Raw genomic sequence first — 16,079 nt, 5'->3', positions numbered from 1 at the left:
GATATAAGAATTTTAGAATCCTGTTGCCGGACGCTCTCCGGCAGCGATCATAAATGGTATAGTTATTCTGTTCCGGCAGCAGCGGGCTCCCGGTCAGGTACTAAGGTTTCAGTAATTTTAAAAATCAGGTAATAATAAACCTTCCCAGGCGACACCTGGCGTACAACACACCTGCCTTTACAGTATAAACGGCACTATCCTGAAAGTCAGGAATGCTTACTATCTGAAAAGCACACTTTAACCGGATCAAACATTCTATATACCCTTAAATAAAAAGGGCATATGGTGAAGAAACTGCACCACACGGGTTAATAGCAACAACCAGTTTATAAATAAGGCTCCTCACTATGCAACGCTGTACCTTACAGCAAGACATACTGCGGAGTTATTTACAAACAACAAATTACCTGGAACATTCTGAGTTTAAAGGATCAAAGTGAAGCACAACAACATCTCAGTAATTTAAAATCTAAATGCTTAATCATAAAAATAGGTTCATTGAGGATTTCAAAAACGCCCTGCGACAAGTGAATGCACAAAGGTTCTCTTTAAACATTAAACTTTACTTTTAGTGGTTTGCATGAATTTGAAAGGGTTTTTAAAACATAAAAATCGAATTTCTTTACGAGCAGTTTTACAAAGGACTTTTTCTTCAACTAAAAATCAAACTTTGCGCTCTGGCGGTTTGCAAGGATCTTTATAATATGCAGACCTCAATTTGGTGGATCAAACGGATCTGCAGAATGGGTTACTATCTATACGAAGATAGAAAAAATTAAAACATGAAAAATATATTTTTGACAAATACTGCATTAAAAATTAATTAACACAACACACCTCACAATGCAGCGAAACGACACAACCCAATACAGAAAAGGATTTCGAAGGGCACAATGAATACCGGAAAACAAAACACAAACACCATCTGATAAGGCTTTCTAACAATTAGTTAATATCATCACTCGCTCCCGATAACATAAAATACAGCAACAATACAGCACCACACAATACCTGCTAAAACAATCCGGTACTACATAACAGCACACAACCCTGATATTGTTACCGCTATTGGCACATCAAAATAACTGCCGGCTAACCGGTTTAGAAATTTTAAGCAGATTTTAATCCTTGTTCCCTTAAGTGTACCGATTACATTATTACAAAAAAATGTATCAGGCACCTGCTGCTGCTAAATCAAATCCATGGCTCAGTCCACCTCACATACAGCACATGCCGGAAAAGAAAAATCCGGACCGTGTACTTTATAAGTATGTACTAAACCTTCTTCATCCGGGATGACCTGCTCCATTTAATTGTTACCACATACATTATACAACAAACCACAAGACACTGTATCAGCAACGCTTTCAGCACATCATCGCTGTAAACATACTGTCATATAGCTGCACACAGACCCCGCAACGAATACCCTGCATAAAAAATAACTAAGCATGCTAGGGGTATCGCTATTGCACATGCGTCTATTATAAACAAAAGACACAGCAGGACTTTTAATACTGTTACTATCAGGAGGTTACAGCAGGCCATGAAAGCCATAACACAAGGCCTTGCCATCTCCGCCAGCTTTCACACAGTGACGTTGCAGCAATGATTACTGGAAAAATTACCGCTTCTGTAAAAAAACAGTCGACGGACTGGGGGTATTATCATTTCACGCGCGTCTACTAAAAAAACGATATTGCAGGATTTTAACCATCGTTACTATCAAAAAAATACTGCAAACAAAGCTGACGTCACAGCAGCAAATGTTTTTGTCAGAGCTGTTTAACGCATTTGGAATACTGCACACTTCAGGAATAATATTGCACTGAAGACCCGTTACCGGCAACAGGCGGTAATGGCCATTCAGTGCCTGGTTCCGGGAATTAACAGATGGCGTGCCGTTATGTTAATGGATACGGAAACAGTAAAATTTTGTTTCAGAAAGCTATTAGCGCCACTGGTTGGGGCAAGGTATTACTATGTCATAACCGTACATGGGTGATATGTTGCTCTGCTGGCTTCACGGCCGGCGGCAGATACCGGGTGCTACATGGCAAACCGGGTATTTACACGGCGGCCACGCCGTATACAGGCTCATATTGTCTGCATCATGAGTCCTGCGCCAGGTAGTGCCCATACCTCTCTTACAGTTGCTGCCCGCAAAAATGCCGGCAGCCCGTACAACGCCGCCAATACCCTGCAAAAATGCCGCAGTTGCCGGATTGCTTCAGATTTCATATATTATACTACCGTTAACAACCACGATAACTGTCTGCCATAACAGACCCTTTAACAGCGAACAATTATTTTCCACTCATTTTATCACGAACAAAAATTCCACACATGAAACCTTTTCTGCTGGCAGTATCACTGCTTTTCCTCCTGTCCTGCAAACGTGACAGCCACCCAGTTCTCCAACATCATCCCAACACGCCGGCGACTGAAAACACCGCAGCCGCCTCCAGGGAAATCATTATCTGTGATCAGAAAAATGCCCGTATCATCATGGTAGATGTAGCCAACGGCAACACCATCACCTGGGAATGGAAAGCTACCGCTGCCTATGCAATGATACGCACCGGTGCACAGGGTTGGTTCTCCAATCTCAGCGAAGCCAAGCTGGTATACAACGGCAGCTACATCCTTGCTACCGCCTCCGGCGGAGGTGTGGCGCTCATCAGCGTAGCTTCCAAAAAAGCTATCTGGTACGATTACGCCGGCGGTAATACCCACTCCGCCGAACTGCTGCCTAACGGGAACATCGTCACCGCATCCACTACCGGAGGCTATCTGATGATATTCACCGTAGACTCCTACATTAACGACAACTCCGCACAGACAGCCCCCATCACCTTTGAAGATGTACATAACGTTGTCTGGGATCATTCACGGCAACAGCTATACGCCGCCGGAAAAGACAAACTGAAAGTATTCTCCTACAACGGCAGCTGTAAATCGCCCGCACTCACCCTCAAGGCAACGTATACCATGCCCCAGGGAAATGCGCATGACCTCTTCCCTGTTTATGGCAGCACCACCGACCTGTGGCTGACCAACTCCGGGCATATCTACCGTTTCAATGTCACCACCGGCGCTTTCACGCTCGTTAAAACCCTCAGCGCTGTAAAATCCGTTTCCTCCGGCCCCTCCGGCTACCCTGCCATCATTGCCGTAGCCACCGGCGCAGGCGGAGAATCCTGGAGAACAGACCAGCTCTCCGACATCAATGGTGGCATTGTATATAAAAATACCGCCCTCGGCCTGTACAAAGCCCGCTGGAAAACCGTGAATACCTTCAGCTACCCTGCAGGCGATAGTTTCCACGAATGCACACACTAGGTATTTTGTTATTTTTTTATTTGGTTATTTGAGATTTGGAATGCAGCGGAGTGGGTGAAGGAGATCGATGGAGGAGACAGATGGAGGAGGTGATTGGAAATATTTTAGCAGAGATGATGGTGCTGAACTATCATCTCTGTTCTTTTTCAGGGGAGGAAAACATCTGACAGAAAAATAAAAATTACGTTTTGCGTAATAAAATTTCCCTTTTCGAGTGAAGCATGACGCAACCCGCCAGTAGCTTTGCAGCCGCACTAAAACATCACAATGCTATGGAAGCACCTGCAACTTATCAGTATACCGGATGGCATATTTTCTCTCACTGGCAGGAGGTATTCCGGTAGCGGATGATTCCGATGAGCACTTTGGCGTACCCGCATTTACCACCATGAATGGCACCCTGTTCTATGACCAGCCCAAATATCGTATAGGCGTAAAGGTGAACAACCTGACCAACCTGGAATACTGAAACTTTTACGGACAACCGCAAAAACCACGCGAGCTGCTGGCCAGCGTTTCTTACAAGTTCTGATGCATCCCCAGGGAAAACAATATGGAAAATAAAAAGAAGACCACACCTAAAAAGCAAAAGCCCCTGCTCAGCAGAATCAATGCCTGGCTGCATCTCTGGCTGGGCATCTCTTCCGGTATCATCCTGGTATTCGTAGCCCTTACCGGTACGCTCATCGTTTAATGCGACGAACTGCTGGACTTCTCTGCCGGCAAAGCGTTATACGTAAAGGAAGTAAAGGCGCAACGCCTTCCTGTAGACAGCCTGCTGAAAAATATACACCTGGCCTTTCCTGAAAGAGAAGCGCCTATGATCCTGACCTCCTTCAAAGATCCGCAGCGGTCCGTGAAGTTCCGTATGTTCAGCGATGAGAAGGGATTGAGTATGGTATATGCAGATCCTTATACCGGTGAGATTTTAAAAGATGATGGCTTTGCCAACTTCTTCTATATAACGGCTCACCTGCATTCGTCCCTGCTGCTGCATGATCCCGGCATCTGGATAGTAGATATTGCCACCGTCATTTTTCTGATAGAACTGATCACCGGGCTGGTACTATGGTGGCCGGCAAAGTGGACCCGCAGCACACGGGAAGCCAGCTTCACCATTAAATGGAAAGCCCGCTTCAAACGGCTGAACTACGACCTGCATAATGTACCGGGATTCTATTCCCTGCTGCCCGCGCTGATCCTGACTATTACCGGATTACTGATCGCCTTTGAACCGTTGATGGACTTCACCCTCAAAACCCTTGGCGGCAAAGAATCGCATGAATGGGAGGCATCTCTTCCCGGTTATCAGCCCGGACGTACCGCAGCCGATATGAATCAGACTATTGCCACCCTGTTCAGACAGTATCCGGAGGCAGGCGCCGCACAGGTTTACCTGTATGACATCGACTCCTCCGGTCACTATATGATGTGGATAGCCCGCAGGATGGGCCTGAAAAGCGTGGAAGGCGGTCACTTTAAAGTAATAGACCGCTACAGCGGCCAGCCACTGCCTATCCCACGCCCACATGAACGCGCAGAAACAATAGAAAACATCAACTGGACCCTGCATATGGGCGTATGGAAAGGCCAGCTGGGCAAATTCATAACGTTCCTCGCCGGACTCATTTGCACTACCTTACCGGTCACTGGATTTATCATCTGGTGGGGAAGGAAAAGGAAGAAGTAACTGCGAATTGTGAATGACAAATTACGAATGATGAATGGCGAGTGAAGAGCAAAGACATAAGCAAAGAAGTAAATTCTTTATCCGCTTACATCTTCGCTCTTCACTCGCCATTCATCATTCGTAATTCGTAATTTGCAATTCGTAATTATTCCTCATATGGGATCATAAACGTCCTGAACGTTTTACTAACGGTAACGGGTGCGGCGCCATTTTTCGGGACTACGTCGAAGGTGATTCTTACGCCTATATCGTATAGCAGTGGATAGTCTATGGGAGAATATTGCTTTTTGTAGATGATAACGAAGCCGATACCATTTCCATTTACGCGTACTACCCTGTCTCCGATAGTTTCATTGGCGCCGGAGATGGAAAAATTAGGATCTCTTAAATACTGGGCCAGCGGATCCAGGGCCACCGCTTCTGTTCTGATGTTTCTGATGTCTGCGATGCTGGTAACTGCAGGGTTGAAGATGATTCTGTAGGAATTCGTATCCACGCCGTAGCCTTGTGTATTGAAATAGGTGCTTCCTATTCCGGGATTATCAGCAATGGAGGAATACCTGTAATAGGTAATTGGCTTGGCAGAGAGATAAAATACGCCCAGGGGCTGATTATATGCCGGTACTACGCCGGTGGTGGCAGTCTGGTCATATCCCGGTATGGCGAATACCGGCGAGGTAATCAGGAAATTATCTGTCAGCGTACCTTTCAGGGAGATGTTGGTGTTGATTTTCAGGCTTACGTTTTCTTCCGGCGCAGTGCTGGTTTTCTTCTTAAAAAGGCCGCTGAGTATGTTCTTTGCTATTCCCTGCAGGCCGCTGGTAAGCGCAGTTTTTATATTATTGATAATCTGTGTGCCGAGGGTGGGCTTGGCCTTCTCGGTATCGCTGGAACCATTCATGACGATGAAGCCGTTCTTTACCGAAGTGCTGCTGCCACCGGTGATATTAAAAGAAGGCGATACGGTAAAGTTGGTACCCGGAATAGAGATAGAGCCTGTCAGCGTTCCGGAAGAAGTACCTTCCAGTACTATATCTGTTACATTAGCGGATCTCATCGTCCAGTTAAAGGAGAAGTTTGTAAAGTTCTGGGCAGACATCTGCGGATCATAGGCCAGCTCAAACTGCAGGGCATACCAGGTTCCGGGTGCTACCTGCCACTGTTCCACGGTGGATGCGGAGCGGGAATTGTAGGTCATATCTATCACTTCCTGGTCAGCGAAATTCATCATGGGAGACGATGCGGCATATCCCTTCTCTATCGCCAGCGCATGAATGATATTGCGGGATGGTATAAAACCGGCGGTTGCAGGGATGTAATAATACATACGCAACAGGCCCCGGAATTTATTATATAACATGAAGTACCAACGGTCAGGGGTATACGTAGTATTGAATGTATTGTACACCAGTACCCATCCGTCTGCTGTCTTGTAATCATCTGCCAGCTCCGGCGCAAATTGCCGCGACGCACCTGATGCCCACGGCACAAAAACCTGCGGTGTCCCGGGCGGAGTAGGCATATAGTCGATATGCTCCCAGTCGAGCGGTGGTATAGGTACGCCCGATAAGACAACCGAACGCTTCAGATCATTATTCATTCCGGCCGTATCCATGGGCTGCAGCTCTTTTTTACAGCTGGTCCATAGCAGTATCAGGAATACTAATAATACTGCCACTTTGAAAAGAGAAAATAGCTTTTTCATAAATCAGTTTTTAGAATGGAGAGAGGTTAAAGCAGATTATTCCAAATCTTATCAGACCTGGAGCGCGCTTCCCGGCAGGGTCAAAAGAATGTGGGATGAGCATACCTGCAACAATAAATTTATAACCGGATAATGCGACATGGTAGCAGCGAGAATATTACAAATATCTATCGATGGTCTATTAACGGCCTATTTGTGGTTAGAGCAATCAGTACGATGAATCACTGAAACTGTTAATATACCAAAAATGCAATTCCGGTTTACAATAATGCTAAACAAGATCGGGAGCTTGGCGTAAAATTACTTTTATGGAAAAAACTTTAACCTTCTTTCTCAATCAGCTTACCAAACCAGGTGCACCGGTGTGGATGATAACCGCAACATTAATTACAGTTACTTTATTTATTGCAAAGGTACTTCCGGATATTTTCAAAGGTTATAAAGGTTTAGGATTAAAAGGCAAAATAAATGATCTGTCTTTCATTACCGGTCCTGTCAGCATAAATAAAAGTATCGTCAAAGTAGCGCAGGATAACTTAGATGGACTGGTATTTAAGCTTACATTCAAATTTGATCCCGGAAAAATGAAAAGAGAGAAAATACTAGCTTTGTATGAGCTGTATAGCTTTCAGCTAACTCCCAAAACAATCAAATTGATGGAACCATTTTTTTGGTATGATAAAGATAAAATCTACATCCGATACAATTTAGCCTCTCTCATCAATTATTACTTCATAGAAATTCTTTCCCGGATATTTCTTGTGACTGGAATGCTACCCCTTTTCCTATTACTTTGCTTTTCCAGATTACATACGCCTGATGGTATTGGAATAGGGGTTGTTGGTTTTCTTTGTTCAATTTGCTTATTCTTTATTGGTAATTTCCTAACGGCTCCTATGTACTTTGCTAAAAAATTCAAATCAGTATTGGAACAGGACAAATAGTTCCTCATCATACACTTATAATAATAAAGCCCTGCAACTTCGCTTTCAGCACGTTGCAGGGCTTTATTCACCACGTCACCTCTATATTCACTCTTTCCCTAAAGTATAAATATACGGCGGCACATATCTCCGGTTGGGGAACGTCAGTTTCATACCGCCACGCATAAAATAAATTTTACCGCTGGCATCGGTGCCTATAAAACTAATGCCACCCTGTTCTTCATCATAGCCGTAGTTCACATACAGGGCAGGGCCTGTGAGCTTCCGTTGTACAGGCAGCAGATAATCAGGGTTCTGTGTATTGGTGCAGCCTAGTTCGATCCCTGCATAAACGTACAGGTAGGCCAGCATATGATTTACAGAAGCGATGCTGAATGAGTTAACAAACAACATTTCTTTCCGCGAAAGCGGTTGATAGATACCAGCAGGAATTTCTGTTTCCGGGATACCAAAGAAACCGTTCTGTACTTTCATCCGCCTGGCCGGATCAGGATCAAAGGAGGCATAGGTATAGTTAACGCCTGCATCTATGTAGGTATCCGGTTCTTCGCGATCCAGATCATACACCATCACGCCGGAAGACCAGGGATAGTCCGGTTTATTTTCATGGGCTACAAAAGCAGCCAGACCGTCCTGGGTGAATCCGAACAGCATCAGGTATTTAAACAGACCACCTTGTCCGTAGTAACTTTCTATCAGCGGCGTTACCTGTCCGCCAGCATCTATCCTGCCGTAGAATTTCAGTCTTTCTTCAGAGAACAGCAATCTTCCTTTGGCATCTACTTTCAGGTTCGATGCAAACAGTGGTAGCTGGCCTGCCTGGCCGCGCCAGCCCGGTACTGCCGGTATGGTATTGCCCGTCAGCTCGTCGAAGTCAGGATATAATTCCAGCAATGTTTTATTCAGTACGGTGATCTTTCCGCTGGCCAGGTCTTTACGCAACAGGTAATTGGCCTGGCGGTAATCATCTGTTGCCGTTACCGCCACCCGGAGCGACAGGTACAGTTGTGTATTGGCGGGATCCGGCGCCATGCCCATGATCTCAAGTATTTTCAGTTGCTGCCCGTCGATAAGGATACCATCTTCTTTCTGCAATACCCTTTCTGCCTGTCCGTTGGTAAACCGGTAAATATCCCATGCACTGCTGATATAAACAGTTCCGTTGCTGGTTACCTGGCGGCCGCGGTTGAAATAATCATTACCGTTCCGGTATGGCTTGTACCTGGCTTCAAAACCTGGTATACCGCTGTTAAAAACAGCTGTAACGGTCATCGTTGTATCCGGCTGCCCTCCGCCTTCTCCGGGAGCCGTCAGCACTATATCCGGCGCCCTGTTACTGAAGCGGCCGCAGGTAACTACCAGCGGCTGCGGACCTGATCCCATCCCCGGCGTCACAATAAATTTCGCTACTTCAAAAGTATATAGCTGGCCGGTGAAAAAATATTTATAATCGAGCGAGTCTATACTGATAATGGCAGCATTCTCCTTTCCCAGGCGGATAACCGCGCCTCTGCCCAGGTTCAGCCTTCCGCCGATGGTAATCGTATCTCCCGGTTTTGCTGCTCTCGGATATTCAAAACTCCGGCCATTGGCCATCGTAAAGGTAGTGGTACTTACACTGGGCTGCTCAAACTGATCGTCGATATCCTGTTCTACTTTCCGGCAGGATACCTGTATGCAGCAGGCCAATAGCAGCGTATATATTACAACAGTTATCTTTTTCATGGTATTATTTATTTCTGATGAAGGAAAGCCTGAAATCCGGTGATGCGTAATTTGTTTCTTCATGATAGTTCAGGTAACCATTGATGATAAGCGTATAGGACTGTGACCGGCCGGCTTTCAGCAGGTATTGCTTTAACACGTTGCTGGTATCTCCGGCGGGTGTCACCTGAATGGTATACAGGGTGGATGATAAACTGTCGGCCAGGGGCAGGTGATAATACCCGGAGGCCGTGCCATAGGCCCAGCTATCGCCCAGCCATACCCTGTTCACTCTCACGCGTAACAGGCCTGTATCCGGTGCTGCCTGCACAATGCGGAGGCTTACGCCTTTATCAAAGTCAGGATGGGAATCATGGGTAACAATAGTGCGGTATATACCCAGACTATCGGTGAGGAATACTGTCTGCGCTACATCCCGGCCGGCGTCGATCACTGTTTTTACCGCCGGGGTAGTATCGGGTTTCAGGAAAATAAGTTCCTGCATACCGGGAGTTACACGCATATACGAAATCCATGGAACAGGCCTGGGCGCTACGTTCAGCATAGGATAAAACTGTTGTCCGGATATGCTCACGGCAAAATACGGCATATACTGCCGTTCGGCAGTCCGCAGTGTATCCGGCTTTACCGGCACGGGCGTATTCACCAGGATAAATGCAGGCTTTACAGCGATGCCCGGATTTTTTCTTTCCAGCTCCTGTCTGAGCAGCTGAGAGGCGTTATAGAAGGCAACCGGGCTGCTGGCCGGCAACACGGCTTCTTCCCGGTCTGTACATGCGGTAAAGGTTACGGCCAGGCACATCATAGCTGTCAGTAACTGTATAAAGTATTTCATATAAAAAAACAATAAGATCAGAAGGAATAAGTGAATGTAACTGTGTAATATCTTCCGGTACGGTATTTCAGATAGGTGTTGTCGCCTTCAAAATACAGCAGGCCCTTAAACTGTTCCGCAGCCGATGGTATAGCCCGTTCCCGGTCATACCGGTGATTGAAGTTCTGATCCTCCACAATATGTACCGGTTCATCCAGCAGGTTCTGTATGTTCACCTTCAGCTGAAGAGATTTATACAACCGCTGCGTAAAGGAAAAATCGAGCAGCCGGCGTGGCAGTTCCAGCAGATCAGGCCTTGTTTCCAGCATGACATAATCTTCCAGTGTATAGCCTTCTTTTTTATTTCTCAGCTCCAGCTGCGCTGCCGGATCAACATCTGCCAGTGCATAGATACTGGGGCCGCTGACGTTGAACAATACACCGAGTTTGGTACCCCATCCCGGGTTTTCGTAATACAATCCGGAGTTGATGACATAAGGCGCCTGCCCCTGCAGGGGACGGCCCCTGAACAGGCCGGTCTTATCTCCCGGTGCGCTGACCACACCCGTTGGGCGGGCGGGCAATACATTCCGGGAAGTTTTGCTTTCCATCAACGCGCCGTTGAATACTACTGCTAAATTGCGGAACAATGCACCGGGGATAAAATGCAGTTGTTTGCGCAACTCCACTTCCAGGCCATATACGGTAGCTTTATCGCTGTTAAAGAAAGTGATGCCGGTTTGTCCTGCATGCATTTCACTGCCGTTGGCAAATCTTAATTTTTCGATGGGCTTATCCAGGTTTTTATAGAAGAAGCCGGCGCTCATGGTTTCATTGCCTGCGCCACGCGGATATAGTTCTATACGGAAATCGTAGTTATCGATAACAGTACCGGTCAATAGGGTATTGCCGGATATTCTTTCCTGGTTCACAAAATCAAAATCGCTGAAAGGCGCTATCTCCCTCAGTTCCGGCCTGTTCACCGTACGGCCGTAGCTGGCGCGGAATACCCAGTTGGTGCCGGGGCGGTAATTCACCTGTACGCTGGGCAGCAGCTGATCCTGCGGCAGCTTTACCTGCACCGGTAAAAATATGGTGCCATAGGCGGCAGCACCGGAAACCTGTTGCTGATGATGTTCAAAGCGTACGCCTGCATGCACGGTGAGCGTGCTGTCCAGCCCTGTCCACTCTCCCTGTACATATCCGCTGTTTTGCTGCTCGCTGGCAACGTAGCGGTCAACCGGACTACTCATATCATACAATTGTAATCCGCTGCCATCATTCCGGAAATTTTCCGGATGCCAGATGCCGGCAAGGTCCTGTTCCCGGAATGTAAGCAGGCCGGGATTAATGCGGCCGCCATTATCCCATCCGCCGGGCGTAAATACCAGCGTGGTTTCATTGCCCGTCAGCCCTCCTCTTGTTACCTTAAAGAAGCGGCGTTCTACCACGCGGTTGCGGAAAAGCTGGTAGGTACCGGCTTTCAGCAGCAACGACGGTGAAAGCTGCAATGAATAATCCAGGGCAGCGCTGTAGGTATTCTCCCTGTTTTTCACAAAGAAGCGGTTAGCCATGCCGTAGAACAGCTGCTGCTCCGTTATGCCATAATCTACGATCCAGTGCAATGCAGGATCTTCTGCAGCAACAATACCGGAAGGCGTATACATGTTGTAGAACCGGGAAACACGCTGGTCGGGAATATCCTGCATGCTATAGGCATACCCCATGTTCCAGTGCAGTTCCTGCTTCTTCCTTCCCTGCAGGGTATGATAACCATCCAGGTTACCATTGTACAGCAGGCGTTGCTGAAACTGTATCAGGTTCTGCTTTGTTTCCCGGTAATTGTCCTGTGCTGCAAAAGCCGGATGGCTGTTCTGCCTGCTGCGCTGCACACCCACGGTATTCTTTCCTTCATTGAGGAAAAAATTCTTCCATTCAATCCTGTTATGTTCATTCATCCGCAGGGTGAAGTTCTGCATCAGGTTCATCTTCGCAACCTGTGTACTCAGGTCATTTGTACCGATGCTGTTGGAGCTGCCTACCTGGAAACCGAATTTGTCAAGGCGGTAGGCATGTGTGTTCCCGGTTTGCCGTTGTTGTTCATAGTGGCGGTTTTCATTGGTATAGGTCAGTGAGGTAAGGTTATACAAACGCCAGTTTCCCAGCCGGAAGTTATCGAAGTAGTTCAGGAACAGCTGCATATCCGGTATGGCCTTCCTGCGGGTATATGTCCATTTGTCTGAAAATCCGCTTATCATTTCCTGCTGGCTCATGGTATATCTTCCGCCGGATTCGCGGTAGGTAGGCAGGTTGCCGGGTAGCTTACGCAAACCATTATCAAAGCCCAGCCAGTCGGTACTGCTTTTAGGCGCTACATGAAAATCACTGAAGGTATTTCCTTCCCGTACACCACCCTGTATGCCGATATCAAAGTGACGCACCGGTTTGGTGCTTTTGGTAAAAACCTTGACGGCTCCTCCGGCGAAATCGCCCATCAGATCGGCTGCGGGAGATTTAAACACCAGTATTTTATCGATCACCGGAGCAGGAATCATATCATACGCAAAAGAGCGGTTGTATACTTCTGTGGATGGCGCCAGGTTATCATTCAGATACGTAAGGTTATACCGTGGATTCATTCCGCGTACAACAATAAATTTATCATCCATAATGGTAACGCCTGACACGCGCCGTACTACTTCGGCAGCATTGCGGTCGGCGGATTTTACAATCTGCTCGCTGGAGATGCCGGACACAATACCTCTGGCGCTCCGTATTTCTGTCAGCAGTTCCTTTTCGCTGGAATAGGAAACTGGTGATTGCGAAAATCCCTTCCTGGTTTTTATTTCCACCATATTCAGGCTGGCAGCAGGTTGCAGCTTGATGTCCAGTACCAGGCTTTTTTCTGTAATGGTTACCGGCGCCTGATATTCCTGGTAGCCGATGAAGGTGACCTTTAACAAATAATTTCCGGCAGCAATGCCGGTAAGCTGATAATATCCTTTCTCATCTGTTGCCTGTCCGCGGTTGAGCGGTGTGAGTACTACGGTAGCTCCCGGCAGCGGCATGGAAGTTTCAAAGTCCACTACCCTGCCACGAATCGCGCCGGTGGCCTGTTGAGGCGTTACGTCATGTATTGCTTCGCTCACCGCTATCTGTCCGTTGGTGCGGAAAAAACGCAGGTCAAGCGTAGCCGCCAGCTGCTGCAATACTTCCTGCAGGTTGCTTTGTGGCAGGTACAGACTAACCGGCCCACGATTTCTCAGATGTGAGGGATACGAAAAACGGAAGGCAGACCGCGCTTCTAGGGTATCCAGCATCTGTCCCAGCCTGGCATGGCTGAAATGCACACTGAGCGGCACTTTCCGCAGATCCTGCGAGCTGCCTGGAGCTGCTATCAGCAGGCTCACGGAACAAAACATGACAACCAGGGAAAAAAAAGCTAGCTTCCCCATAAACAATAGCGATTTAATTACACTACTTTTTGTAAAATTGTGCATAGTTTAATAAACATTATGGTGGTGAAAATCCTGATGTGTTAAACTTATCCGGCGAAGGTGGTGCAAACACCTTCGCTTTTCTATTTAACTATCTTCTGTGCGCTGATAACAATCTCTTTGCTGTTTATCTGATAATAGAATCCGCTGCCCGATTCACTGAGTACTTTAAGTACCTGCGGCAGCGGGATACGGCGGGAGGAATAGTAATAGGTAGCCGCCTGCAGTGGCTTGCCTGTGATGCGGATGGATACACCATAGCGGCGCTCCAGGTCTTTACAGATCGCTGCCAGCGGAACATCCTTATATAACAGCATTCCCTGCTGCCAGGCGAAAGCACTTTCCAGGTCAGCCTGCTGTACAGTAATACCTGCTGCTGTACGATGCAGTACCTCACCGGGCTGCAGCCTGATACTGTTTACTTTTACGCTGCCGCTTTCCAGTACCACGGTAGCGGTGCTGTCGTCCGGATATGCCGCGATATTAAAACGCGTGCCCAGCACCAGTATCCGCAGACTGTCTGACTGTACGCTGAAGGGATGCGCAGCATCAGCAGTAATATCGAAGAACGCTTCGCCCTGCAGCTGTACTTCCCGTTGCCTGGCAAACCCGTTCCTGTAGCGAAGGCGGGAGCAACTGTTCAGCACTACGGAAGAGTTGTCAGGTAAAGTAATTTTTTTCAGTTCTCCGGGAGATGTTTGTATGACAGTCCAGCCGGCGGATAAAGCCGGGCGGCCGGGTTTCATTCTCATCAGGAAAGTGGTGAACACCAGTAGCAGACCGGCAGCTGCCGCTGCGTATATCCGTAAACGTTTGAGCCTGCGACTGGCGGCGGTACCGATATGTTCCATCACCTGGTGATGGATAGCCTGCAGGTCTGCGTCTTCTTCCGGGCTGGCTGCGCCATCTGTATTCTCAAACCACGTATCAATGCGCCGGGTTTCTGCCGGCGTGCAGTTCCCGTTTTTATATTTCAGCAGCAGCCATTGCGGCGGACGCTCCGGTAATCGTTGTCCCATACCACTATTAACCTGAGAAAGGGCAGTATGTACCGACGGCGGATGTTAACTTAATGTTACCAAAAAATCGAAGATCAGGGCGGAGGGTAATAACAGCAGCAGGCCGGGCATACCCAGGTGATGCCGTATCCGTTGCAGTGCGAGGGAAATATTGTTGCGGACGGTTTGCTCAGAAAGGTTAAGCCGGGCGGCAATTTCGCGGGATGACAGCTGTTCTTCCCGGCTCAGTACAAATACTGCCTTCATGGTAGCAGGCATCATATTAACGGATTGCTGCAGGGAGGCTTCCAGTTCCTGCAGGTACAGCTGTTCTTCCGCACCAGGATGGGTGGTAGCCATCGTTTCAGTGAGCGCCTCCTCCATCGGCATATTTCGCTGCTCCTGCAACACATGGTCTATTACGGCATTTTTTGCCGCCCGGTATAAATAGGGATATAAAGAAGTACCTACAATGATACGGTGCCGGTTTTTCCAGACAGCGATAAATATTTCCTGGAGAATATCTTTGGTGATGGCAGATGTGCCTACATGCTTATACACAAGGCGGTACAGGCGGCCGCTGTAACGTTGCATCAATTCTCTGAAAGCGTCCTCTTTACCCTGCTGTACCTGCCGGAACAGCCATTCATCGGTTAATGTATTCACATGTCAAAGATAATTCTCCAACGTTACCGTTATATTAATTCTGTGAAGCAAGTATTTCCGGATGGGTTTCGCCGTATCACGCTGACGCATATACGAATTATCACCGGCAGCATGTTACAGCAGCGCTTCAAAGGCATACTTTGCGGTACTCCAGTATTCGTCCAGCGCTATCATCCTTTCTTTAAAGAAAGATATCAGCACCGGCCAGTCTTCCGTACGGAGTACAGAAACACCGTCTATCTGCCTGCTGATTCTGCTGACAGTACTGCCATTATCGGCGGTAATATCCTGCTCCCATTCCCAGTCATGTTCTCCCAATGCTGCCTCCAGCATTTTTTGCTGCGTCCGGAAAAGTTCATAGAAAGTGGTGTGCAGTTGCGGGTTAGATTGTGTAATTAAAATTGTAACAGCTGCCTGCCGGTTGTCGGCATCCAGCTTAAAGAATATGCCGGGAATACCGGTTTTGTAATTAGACCAGCTGATGATTTCGCCATCGGCAGATAATACCGGTTTCATATAACGGCCGAATGCGGTCCAGAACGCCTGCTTTTGTTTCGATACTTCCTCTTTGGAATACATGTTTCCCTGAAATGCTTCCTGCAAAAATACAACACTGCCCTGAATTTCTGCAGATATTGATTATTAACACCTTATAAACCCCACGCCAGATACGTGTTGTAACCTTGTTAACATTTGCT

At 47.4% G+C, this 16,079-nt stretch carries 13 protein-coding genes; 6 read left to right on the top strand and 7 right to left on the bottom strand.

What is annotated here, in order from left to right; all coding sequences use genetic code 11:
• Positions 1-2,053: 2,053 nt before the first annotated feature.
• The 5 genes from GWG06_RS30495 (at position 2,054) to GWG06_RS00405 (ending at position 5,032) form a co-directional block, all read left to right on the top strand.
• A complete protein-coding gene (locus GWG06_RS30495; RefSeq protein ID WP_235938062.1) occupies positions 2,054-2,284 on the top strand; it encodes a hypothetical protein in 231 nt (76 codons plus the stop codon).
• A gap of 62 nt (positions 2,285-2,346) precedes the next feature.
• Complete coding sequence (locus tag GWG06_RS00420; RefSeq protein ID WP_160710764.1) at positions 2,347-3,342, top strand: DUF6528 family protein; 996 nt, start codon at positions 2,347-2,349, stop codon at positions 3,340-3,342.
• A gap of 304 nt (positions 3,343-3,646) precedes the next feature.
• Positions 3,647-3,811, top strand: a complete 165-nt coding sequence (locus tag GWG06_RS00415; RefSeq protein ID WP_160710763.1) for a hypothetical protein — start codon at positions 3,647-3,649, stop codon at positions 3,809-3,811.
• An 84-nt stretch (positions 3,812-3,895) separates the two neighbouring features.
• Positions 3,896-4,036 (top strand): PepSY domain-containing protein, encoded by a 141-nt coding sequence (locus tag GWG06_RS00410; RefSeq protein ID WP_160710762.1) that lies wholly within the window; start codon positions 3,896-3,898, stop codon positions 4,034-4,036.
• 126 nt (positions 4,037-4,162) lie between these two features.
• Positions 4,163-5,032, top strand: a complete 870-nt coding sequence (locus GWG06_RS00405; RefSeq protein ID WP_160710761.1) for a PepSY-associated TM helix domain-containing protein — start codon at positions 4,163-4,165, stop codon at positions 5,030-5,032.
• Between the two features lie 145 nt (positions 5,033-5,177).
• Here the strand turns inward: GWG06_RS00405 and GWG06_RS00400 are convergent, their stop codons facing one another.
• On the bottom strand, positions 5,178-6,737 hold the full coding sequence (locus GWG06_RS00400) for a hypothetical protein (protein WP_160710760.1): 1,560 nt from the start codon (positions 6,735-6,737) through the stop codon (positions 5,178-5,180).
• A gap of 308 nt (positions 6,738-7,045) precedes the next feature.
• Here GWG06_RS00400 and GWG06_RS00395 point away from each other — a divergent pair, with 308 nt between their 5' ends.
• A complete protein-coding gene (locus tag GWG06_RS00395; RefSeq protein ID WP_160710759.1) occupies positions 7,046-7,681 on the top strand; it encodes a hypothetical protein in 636 nt (211 codons plus the stop codon).
• 87 nt (positions 7,682-7,768) lie between these two features.
• Here GWG06_RS00395 and GWG06_RS00390 read toward each other — a convergent pair whose 3' ends face one another.
• The 6 genes from GWG06_RS00390 to GWG06_RS00365 all read right to left on the bottom strand — a co-directional run bounded on the left by GWG06_RS00390 (position 7,769) and on the right by GWG06_RS00365 (position 15,960).
• The gene (locus tag GWG06_RS00390; protein WP_160710758.1) at positions 7,769-9,406 is read right to left on the bottom strand and encodes a hypothetical protein; all 1,638 of its coding nucleotides are present in this window, start codon (positions 9,404-9,406) and stop codon (positions 7,769-7,771) included.
• Between the two features lie 4 nt (positions 9,407-9,410).
• A complete protein-coding gene (locus GWG06_RS00385; protein WP_160710757.1) occupies positions 9,411-10,241 on the bottom strand; it encodes a DUF4397 domain-containing protein in 831 nt (276 codons plus the stop codon).
• Positions 10,242-10,258: 17 nt separating this feature from the next.
• Positions 10,259-13,675: a TonB-dependent receptor gene (locus GWG06_RS00380; protein WP_160710756.1), complete on the bottom strand. Its 3,417-nt coding sequence runs from the start codon at positions 13,673-13,675 to the stop codon at positions 10,259-10,261.
• Between the two features lie 125 nt (positions 13,676-13,800).
• Entirely contained in the window at positions 13,801-14,736 is a 936-nt protein-coding gene (locus tag GWG06_RS00375) for a FecR family protein (RefSeq protein WP_160710755.1), read from the bottom strand.
• Between the two features lie 45 nt (positions 14,737-14,781).
• Positions 14,782-15,381, bottom strand: a complete 600-nt coding sequence (locus tag GWG06_RS00370; protein ID WP_160710754.1) for an RNA polymerase sigma factor — start codon at positions 15,379-15,381, stop codon at positions 14,782-14,784.
• A 114-nt stretch (positions 15,382-15,495) separates the two neighbouring features.
• Positions 15,496-15,960 (bottom strand): DUF4268 domain-containing protein, encoded by a 465-nt coding sequence (locus GWG06_RS00365; protein ID WP_160710753.1) that lies wholly within the window; start codon positions 15,958-15,960, stop codon positions 15,496-15,498.
• Positions 15,961-16,079: the final 119 nt, after the last annotated feature.

It is taken from the genome of Chitinophaga solisilvae (assembly GCF_009928525.1).
Lineage (GTDB): Bacteria > Bacteroidota > Bacteroidia > Chitinophagales > Chitinophagaceae > Chitinophaga > Chitinophaga solisilvae.
Note: the sequence above shows the minus strand (reverse complement) of the source record. Positions and strands in the feature narration are given on the sequence as shown.

What these genes read in the sequence shown, in the direction of transcription:
- GWG06_RS30495 (WP_235938062.1), top strand. Translation starts at nt 2,054, where the DNA reads ATGGCAAACCGGGTATTTACACGGCGGCCACGCCGTATACAGGCTCAT.
- GWG06_RS00420 (WP_160710764.1), top strand. Translation starts at nt 2,347, where the DNA reads ATGAAACCTTTTCTGCTGGCAGTATCACTGCTTTTCCTCCTGTCCTGC.
- GWG06_RS00415 (WP_160710763.1), top strand. Translation starts at nt 3,647, where the DNA reads ATGGCATATTTTCTCTCACTGGCAGGAGGTATTCCGGTAGCGGATGAT.
- GWG06_RS00410 (WP_160710762.1), top strand. Translation starts at nt 3,896, where the DNA reads ATGGAAAATAAAAAGAAGACCACACCTAAAAAGCAAAAGCCCCTGCTC.
- GWG06_RS00405 (WP_160710761.1), top strand. Translation starts at nt 4,163, where the DNA reads ATGATCCTGACCTCCTTCAAAGATCCGCAGCGGTCCGTGAAGTTCCGT.
- GWG06_RS00400 (WP_160710760.1), bottom strand. Translation starts at nt 6,737, where the DNA reads ATGAAAAAGCTATTTTCTCTTTTCAAAGTGGCAGTATTATTAGTATTC.
- GWG06_RS00395 (WP_160710759.1), top strand. Translation starts at nt 7,046, where the DNA reads ATGGAAAAAACTTTAACCTTCTTTCTCAATCAGCTTACCAAACCAGGT.
- GWG06_RS00390 (WP_160710758.1), bottom strand. Translation starts at nt 9,406, where the DNA reads ATGAAAAAGATAACTGTTGTAATATATACGCTGCTATTGGCCTGCTGC.
- GWG06_RS00385 (WP_160710757.1), bottom strand. Translation starts at nt 10,241, where the DNA reads ATGAAATACTTTATACAGTTACTGACAGCTATGATGTGCCTGGCCGTA.
- GWG06_RS00380 (WP_160710756.1), bottom strand. Translation starts at nt 13,675, where the DNA reads ATGGGGAAGCTAGCTTTTTTTTCCCTGGTTGTCATGTTTTGTTCCGTG.
- GWG06_RS00375 (WP_160710755.1), bottom strand. Translation starts at nt 14,736, where the DNA reads ATGGGACAACGATTACCGGAGCGTCCGCCGCAATGGCTGCTGCTGAAA.
- GWG06_RS00365 (WP_160710753.1), bottom strand. Translation starts at nt 15,960, where the DNA reads ATGTATTCCAAAGAGGAAGTATCGAAACAAAAGCAGGCGTTCTGGACC.